We start from the raw sequence: 8,193 nt of genomic DNA, 5'->3' as shown, positions 1-8,193 counted from the left end.
GTAGCGCTGCCCCAGTGCATCCGTTACCGCCGTCAGGTTACCTTCCACATCGTAACCAAACCGTGTCTCGCTGCCGTCTTCGTACACCACTTTCGACGGAGACTCGCGCACGCCGTCATACTCCCAGCGCCTAACCTGTACGCCCGCTTCATGTCCGATATGCCGCTCTGTCAAACGGTCAAGATCGTCATACCGGAACATCACCGGTGGTGCATTATCCCGCTCAAGGCTGCTCAGCAGCCCACGACGATTATAGTGATAACGCTGCAACACACCGTCCGGGCCTATCACCGTCGACAGCTGTCCCGTGTCACCATAACGGTACAGCCACTCCCGCCCTTCCGGGTCGTTCACCTCGATAACCAGCCCGGCCGCATTACGCTCGTAATGCCATTCGCTGCCCAGCGGGTCGATGTAGGCCAGCAGTTGTCCGTTATCATCATATTCATATTGATGCGTCGCACCGTCAGGGAGAGTAACCTCGGTCACCTGTCCCCAATCGTTACGCTGATACGCAGTACGTCCCCCCAGCGGGTCAGTCTCGGCCACCAGTTGGTTGTCCACCCATTCGAACCGGATCTCACCACCATCGGGTGTACGCTTTAACAGAATATTATTACGCTCATCACGCACATAGCTGATCACCCCGCCAAATCCGCTGTGGTAATGGCTGGTCAGGGTGTCATCGTCGTATTCAAAGTGACCCGGCCAGTAGCCTTCCGAGGTTCTGTCACGTATTACACGGCCTTTTTTATCGTAATCATGCTCAACCCAGGTCGACGCTAAATCCGACCAGCGCAGCAGCCAACCTTCCGGCGAGTAGCGATAGTCAAAGTTGTGTCCTTCATCCGCTCGCACGCTCAGTAAATGCCCGCTACTGTCATAGGTATAGCTAGCCAGTGTTTTCAAAGGCTTGCGATTAGCATCACATAACGTTAAACAAGTAATACGTTGACGACGGGTTTCCACATTAATCAGGCGCTTGTCAGGCAAAGCCACCCAGCGTAATACGCCAAACTCCCAAATAAGCGAGATCTGGTTATCCTGACTATCTTCTATGGATGTTAGACATAATTCCATCCCTCTGGCGTGCTCAAACCGATAGTGCAAACCACCTGCATCTTGCAGAATCAATCGCCCTTGTTGGCGGGTCAATCGCCACTGCGGGTTAGATGGAGAACGGGAACATTCCCCCTCGACAGGCAAAACAAATATCGCCTGATTGAACTCACCGTCAGTCAGTGTCACCACACCGTCTTCAAGTGTCAGGCTCATATCCCAGTTACTGCGCCATAGCGATCCTAATAAACCTGATTTCCTCTCACCACCAGACCGGTAATAGCGTTTCATCGCCAGCGGCAAAATACCCGCTAGTTGGAAATCAGTACGCCACTCCACCATATATCCTGTCGCCATATCGACCGGTTCGCCTTCACCTTGGCATTTATTTGATGTAGAGCAGGTCTTTCCATCTGCCGTACTAGCCGTAGATGACGCATGACCGGGAGTGCCATCAACATCTGACGGTGTTTTATCTGCTATCTTAATTTCAGGTTTTGCCGCCTTATCTTTACCTACCGCTGTTCCAGATTTTCTGGTAATAATTTTCCCAATAAACGTATTAACTTTCTGGATAATTGCATCAATAATCTCTTTAAATTTGCCAATTAATTTTTTAATAACACCACAAATCGCAGAAAAACTATCTTTTGCAAATGCAACAATCCAACTTTTTGCTGAACTTGTGGCGTTATTCACCATCAGTTCAATAGCCGTAATGATTTTATTGAGCAGCTTTATAGCCTCTTTAGCTTCCTTATTAATTTTTTCAGCGAAGTCTATTAACCATCTGACAATATTACCATTAGATAGATTTCTAATTTCACGAACAGCCAGCTGAACGGCCTGATTATCCAATGCACTTTTCTCTAATGCTTTCATTGCACGGACAACAGATTTACCTGCAATCTTTAGCGCATGTCCAGGACCTGGAATTACACCTACGATATTCAGTGCACCTTCAGCCAGAAAGTAGTTATCCTCCAGGTTATCTGGTTTTTTATAGGCAGCCCAACACCACTCACCAATAAAATAAACATCGGGGGCCTGACCAACAACAGGGATAAAACCGAGAATAATTTGACAAAGTAGCAAAACCGCTGTTTCTGTTGTCTGATCGGCAACTTCTGCCGACAAACTATGATGGATTTTATTAACTGCCCGCTTAAATTCACGATCCCCTGCATTAATCTGTTTTTTTAACGTTTGAAAACGGTCATAGGCTAGTTGATATTTATCTTCGACATTAGAAAAAAATCGTCCACTCCATGTACTATCATCAACATTAACTTCATCATAACGTTCACTGTCCTCAGCGTCGTACTCTACAATCCCTTTTTTATGCAGTAGTAAATAAAGGGTAAAATACTCTCCTGCTAATGCTGCATGAGCGGGATTAGCTTGAAGTACCGGGTTATTTTCTACGGTATCAGGGGAATCAAAATCATCGGAACCTTCCTGAATATCAAGTTGATAAGTACTACACGCCATATTTTGGACTTTAAAGTACCCATTTTCATCCGTTTGCCCATCCGTTTTATTCCCTTTACTATCGGTTAAAACAAAAGGAGCATTTGGTACAGGATCCCCTGACGAGTAGACATATTGAACAAAGGTTTCACACTCACATTCTTTACACCCTCCTTGGATGATTTTATCCGTTGAAAACTCTTTTTTCGCCGCGGCACTACTTTGGAGTAATGAATCCTGCTTATCCTGACTCATGAAATGACGTCCTTTTTATTTTATGCTTCGTCCAGGTGGTCAATAGCTGCCTGATACAGGCGATCCATACGGCTTTGCGTGCCAATGTATTCAGCCTGTACCAGAATGTTTTTTGCCCAAGGCTGATGCATGAACTCCGGCGAGAGTTCTGTCGCCAGTGCCAGCCAGCGCACGATATCGCGGTCGTTATTAAAGCCGCGGCTCCTCGCCTGTTCCGCCTGCTGATAAGTAAACGCCTCTAGTTCATCATCAGGCGCGTTTTGCCAGTCAACATGGTAAGCACGCAGATGTTCCATATAGCGCGCCAGATTGTGATGCCCGTAAGGCACCATGATGGCTTGCCATTGTTCGTCACTCAGTTGGCGAGGCAGGATGTCAGGAATAGAGTGTGGTTCGCGGGCGGTAAGACTTAAGGCACGTATCGCGCCGTCAGGGGAAATATCGCAGAAGCTGGCTATCGGGCCATAGAGCGCACAGGCTTCCTGTGCGGAACTGGCGGATAACAGCTGATTCATCACCTGCCAGTCACCCACGCGCAGGATGGCATTCTCCCCAGAAGGTGAAGTCACCAGGCTCCACTGTCGCAGATGTTTCGTCACCTCAAGCAGCTGATCGAGCGGTGAATATGTCTGCATAAACCATTCCATCTGTAACCCCATTCCCCAGCCCGGCTGAGTGATGATGTGTTCTTTCACCTGCGACCAGTTAGAGGCATGAAGCGGGATGCAATAGGGCGATACCGAGGCATGAACGCGCCCCGCTTCTCCCCAGTACAAACGCGTCTGTTCCAGGCTGCCCCCCCAGCGTTCGGCCAGCCACGGCACAGCATCGTTCATCGACGCTTCGGCGATAACAAAACAGCCGCCCTGAGCGATACGCGTTTGCCAGACGGCGTCATCTTCCGGCAGCAGTTCAAGGAAAGGTTGCGATACACTCACAGCGTGACCTCCGGTATGTCAGGTAACTCTCCCCGCATCCAACCGGGGCGATGGTAATTAAGCTGCACACTCTCAATACGTTCAGGCTCAGATTTAAAAATCCGAATACTGTCCGCGATCGAATAACGTTCAGTTAGATGAATAAAGATCGGGTGCAAATAGAATTCACTGCCGAGCACCCAGCGATGAGCGGACCAGGCTTCACATTCCGTTTCACTGGCTTTCGGGTAATAGTTCTCAGCTAATGCAATGCCGCTAATAAAGCGTGCTTTTACTATTTCAATATCCAGAGGAAAAACACATTGTGCACTGACAAAAAGAAACAGTTCATTCGCCAGTCGGTGTAGACGATTATCATTAGCGAGAAGGTAATATTGATAGTGCGTTAATGTAATGTGGTACGTTTGATTAATATCGTTCTTTTTTTCTTTATTAACATCCTGCTGTGCGAATAGCTGATACTCCCCACGTTCACTATTCACGATGGGCAAATACAGGTTATTCAGCGGGCCGAGAAAATCCGTTTGTGCCGCAAGATCCAAGGTAGACCACCAGGCCGATAAAACGTCTGGCGCATAGCTACGAAATAGCGCTCGAGTGCCATCAGGCCAGAAGCAGGAAATACGCTGCTGCCAAAAATCAGCCACCTGCTGCAATGTCAGGTCGCCATGTATGAGCATCACGCCACCATGCCGCTCCGGCTGTGTCTCAGCCAGCCAATGCAGCAGTGTTTCTCCTGGTTTGCCTTCTTCTATTTTCACCACAATAGGCGCCCACATCTGCCAGTTTTCGGCATCCTTGCCAAATTGCAGCTGTTGCCATATATCCGCCGCAGCAGGTTGAAAAGCCTGCCAATATTCCGGTAGTTGGGGATAATTCAACGGCGAGATAATAGCGAACAACGGCGCATTAAACTGGCTGATTTCAAACAGAGTAGAACCGTTTGCCATCATCGTTATTTGCCTGTGAATAAATGAGATAATTTTTAATACGATGAGCGTGTATTGATAATCGCAGCAACGACCCGATAATCACGAAAATTATCGGGTCGAGACATGCCGTTTATTTTTATGACGCAAAATACATAATAAAACGGAGAATAAAACTATACTGGCAGCCCTTTTTCCCAACGCTCCCGAACTTCAGTAGGTGACAGCGGTGGGAATTTAACGCCCCGCTCCAGTAACAGCTGTTTTACCTTCAGCGCCCAAGGATAGTGGGGAGATTTAGGGGACATAATGGATAAGCTGTCGTGCACACGCCACGCCAGGCTACTACCAGTTGAAGAATAGGTATCGAAACTTGCGCCCTGTTCAATCAACCAATAAACAATTTCGTATTCATTTACATAAGCAGCATAAAGCGCACTATTTCTTTCATTTTGATCTTCTAAATTCAGATCAGCCCCTTTTTCAAGGAGTAGCTTAATATCAATCCACCGTTGCTCATTAATGGCGCTAAATATTGCAGGCTGACCACGCCGACCAATTGCATTCGGATCTCCACCTGCATCTAGAATAATGCGCAGCCAGTCCGGATCTTTGGCTCCCGCCACGGAATTAACTGCGCTGTCGCCAAATCCGTCTTTATAGTTTGGATCGACACCCAGTTTAAGTGCCAGCGTGACGGCCTTTTTATCCTTCGTCTCATAAATCAGCCACAGCAGCGGCGTGACGCCTTCTTTTCCCTGAATATTCAGGTTAACGCCCTGCGACAGTTGATGACGAGCGGCTGATTCGTCACCTTTTTGAATGCTTTCCAGCACCGCCACCACAGGCGGTTCAAAAAGTTCACTCGCCCGCATACTGTGTCCTCCTGCCTGACAAGCGGTTAATAATCCCAGAATAACGACGCCTACCCATTTTATACGTGCCAACCATTGCATTATATTCCCCTGAATGTATTGGTTATCTTCCCGATATCTTCCTTTTTCTGGCTTTCAATACCCGCAATCACCTGATCCATACCGTGGCGAGCAATCGGCGAGCCCCCTACTGCGGGAAGCGCCATCATATCACCGCTGGCTTTCGGCAGCCCCCCTCCCAGTAGCTTTGCAACACCGATAACACCACCAATCGCCGCGCCGGCGGTTCCGCCAATCAATGCGCCCGCACCGGATAGCAAACCTGGAATCAAAGCCTTACCGTAAGTTTGCACCATGGTTAATATCTCGCCATCGACCGCTTGTGTTTTAATCAATGACGCCGTTTCTGCCAATGTCGCACCACCACCTCGCAAGGCCGTATTCTCATGTAATCCTGCGGCATTGAACGTATAGCCGGGAAGTTTTGTCGCACTGACAGCAGCAGAGGCTAACCCGCCCCCCAGAGAATGACCAACAATAACAGGTGGAGGATTTGGTATCAGATCTTTGACTTGAGTCGCAAGATCCATTGCTTGTTTGTACTGCGCAGCTTCAAATCCCATACCCTGAGTGGCGTTAGTCAACCAATCTTTCACTCCCGTCACCGCATTATTAGTGCCCCGGTAGGTCAACATGGTTTCGCCATTAATCGCTGATTTAAACAGTGCAGAACCAAACCCTGTTTTCTTATCCATGAAGTCATTGTCCGTCAAACCCGGAAGTTTTTGGACATCCAGCAGTTCCAATCCAACCGGTGCTTTCGGCAGTTTATCCAGCACCCCTCGTCGGAACTCATCGACCGAATAAACGTACTGAGCCGCTTCGGCGCGTAAGATGCTGTCGTTGTTAAACGCCAGTCGCTTTGCCGCATCGGCTAATCCCGGCAGCGTTGCCGCCTCGGTCGCCAATTTGGCACGCGCCAGATAGCGATCTTTACGCTGGGCGACGGAGAGCAGGTCATCAAGAATGGGCAGCTCGGCGACCGACGCCCACTCCATTAACGTCGGCAACAGCATTGGCGTCAATGCCAGCAGAGGGGCGCGGCTTTTTGCCGATTGCTCGGCGCACGGCTTCACTGGGGACTGATAGGGCGAATCGCCAATGATGACGTTCCCGCTGCCAGCAGCAACCGAGCCGCCGCAGCCGATCGCATCACCGATACGCGCAGCCAGCTTTCCATTGATGATGACCGTACCGGAGCCCGCGGATATCGCCCGATTGTGCACGCCGTGGGGCACATTCGGGCAGGGGCAAGCGTGGAGTAAAACCGCATCGCTTTTACGGGCGGCTGGTTTGCCATTGATAATGACATCACCGCTACCTTCAATTATCGGGGTGGCGGGGAAACAGCCGTGCCCCGCGCAGCTGTCACCTAGACGTGCAGCACCTGGCATAGTTCCTCCTTAACGTCTGTCTGGCGCATCGGGCAGCGTAGGCTTCGTCGGATCTTCTGGCGTAATGGATACTGGCGCAGTCCCTACGCCAGCCGCACCGCCATCGTTGATTTTCACAATCGTCCCGGAAATCGTGACGCCCGCGCTATCAATCTTGATAAAGCCGCCAGGCCCTTTGATGGTCAGAGCCTGTCCCGCTTCCAGCACGATATCCGCAGCTTTCAGGTAGCTGTCCGTATTCACCAGAACGCGCTGGTGCGCACCGATCAGCGTCTCTTCAGAACCGGACATCGTGGTCTGACGGCTCCCCTCGATACGGGTAATCTCCCCACCGCCGATGAAACGTTTGAATGAAGCACCAATTTTCTGAATAAAACTCCGGCCAATTTCCTGATGATGATCCTGACCGATGTTTTCAAAATCATCCTTGCCTATCGTTCGGTGGCGGTGACGCGTGACCCGTTGGAACTGATCCTGATCCACGCTGAGGTGCTGATCGCGCCCTACGCTCTGCCGGTGGATGTTGTTGATAACACCATCCATATCTTTCTGAGCGTGATAGTAAATCTGTTCACGCGTCGCCTCATCCTCAAAACGCAGTTCGTTGAAGCCGCTGCCTTTATGCGTATCGGTACGAAGCGTGGTACGCGTTTTATGTGCTGGTAAAACGTACGGCGTCGGGTTGGTGGCGTGGAAAGTACGCCCGGTGACAATCGGCTGGTCCGGATCGCCTTCAAGGAAACTGACGATCACTTCATGGCCGATACGCGGGATGGCAATCATGCCGTACTGCCCGCCCGCCCAGCCCTGACTGACCCGCACCCAGCAGGAACTTTGATCATTGCTCGCGCCGTAGCGATCCCACGGGAATTGCAGTTTTACCCGACCATACTGGTCACAGTAGATTTCCTCCCCCGTTGGGCCGACGACGGTGGCGATTTGCGGGCCGTCCACCATCGGTTTGTAGGGCATGGCAGCACGCCACGTCGTTGCGCCTTTCACCACGGCAAAACTGTTACTCATGGTCGTCGGTTCGCCGCCGCTTTCCTCTTCCAGCGCCTGCGGCTGTTGCCCGACGTGCGTCACGCTCACCGTCTGCCAGACCGCATTCAGCGTCGCATTCGGGTGCTCCGTCAGCGTGAAGGTGTTACCCGGCATCAGCCCCGCGCAGTTGGATTCCCCTTCGCTCGTCACCGCCCCTGAGCGCAGCGCA

At 50.6% G+C, this 8,193-nt stretch carries 6 protein-coding genes; all 6 read right to left on the bottom strand.

Annotated features, from left to right (window positions below; genetic code table 11):
• Positions 1–2,784 (bottom strand): DUF6531 domain-containing protein (locus ACIPUG_RS21285; protein WP_400340097.1); only part of this gene is annotated, 2,784 nt, incomplete at its 3' end.
• A gap of 20 nt (positions 2,785–2,804) precedes the next feature.
• The gene (locus ACIPUG_RS21280; protein WP_400340095.1) at positions 2,805–3,722 is read right to left on the bottom strand and encodes a DUF4123 domain-containing protein; all 918 of its coding nucleotides are present in this window, start codon (positions 3,720–3,722) and stop codon (positions 2,805–2,807) included.
• Entirely contained in the window at positions 3,719–4,675 is a 957-nt protein-coding gene (locus tag ACIPUG_RS21275) for a DUF4123 domain-containing protein (protein WP_039530118.1), read from the bottom strand. Before ACIPUG_RS21275 ends, ACIPUG_RS21280 begins: the two co-directional genes overlap by 4 nt.
• A gap of 152 nt (positions 4,676–4,827) precedes the next feature.
• Positions 4,828–5,526 (bottom strand): ankyrin repeat domain-containing protein, encoded by a 699-nt coding sequence (locus ACIPUG_RS21270; protein WP_400340100.1) that lies wholly within the window; start codon positions 5,524–5,526, stop codon positions 4,828–4,830.
• An 80-nt stretch (positions 5,527–5,606) separates the two neighbouring features.
• Complete coding sequence (locus ACIPUG_RS21265) at positions 5,607–6,980, bottom strand: PAAR domain-containing protein (RefSeq protein ID WP_039530125.1); 1,374 nt, start codon at positions 6,978–6,980, stop codon at positions 5,607–5,609.
• A gap of 9 nt (positions 6,981–6,989) precedes the next feature.
• Positions 6,990–8,193: type VI secretion system tip protein TssI/VgrG (gene tssI, locus ACIPUG_RS21260; protein WP_226302551.1), on the bottom strand; the 1,204-nt coding region annotated here is incomplete at its 5' end.

The sequence above is a fragment of the Pectobacterium sp. CHL-2024 genome (genome assembly GCF_044751765.1).
Classification (GTDB): domain Bacteria; phylum Pseudomonadota; class Gammaproteobacteria; order Enterobacterales; family Enterobacteriaceae; genus Pectobacterium; species Pectobacterium brasiliense.
This window is presented reverse-complemented; position numbering and strand designations above follow the sequence as displayed.

Excerpts from the sequence above, each read along its gene's own strand:
- ACIPUG_RS21275 (WP_039530118.1), bottom strand. The coding sequence starts at position 4,675 with ATGATGGCAAACGGTTCTACTCTGTTTGAAATCAGCCAGTTTAATGCG.
- ACIPUG_RS21265 (WP_039530125.1), bottom strand. The coding sequence starts at position 6,980 with ATGCCAGGTGCTGCACGTCTAGGTGACAGCTGCGCGGGGCACGGCTGT.
- ACIPUG_RS21270 (WP_400340100.1), bottom strand. The coding sequence starts at position 5,526 with ATGCGGGCGAGTGAACTTTTTGAACCGCCTGTGGTGGCGGTGCTGGAA.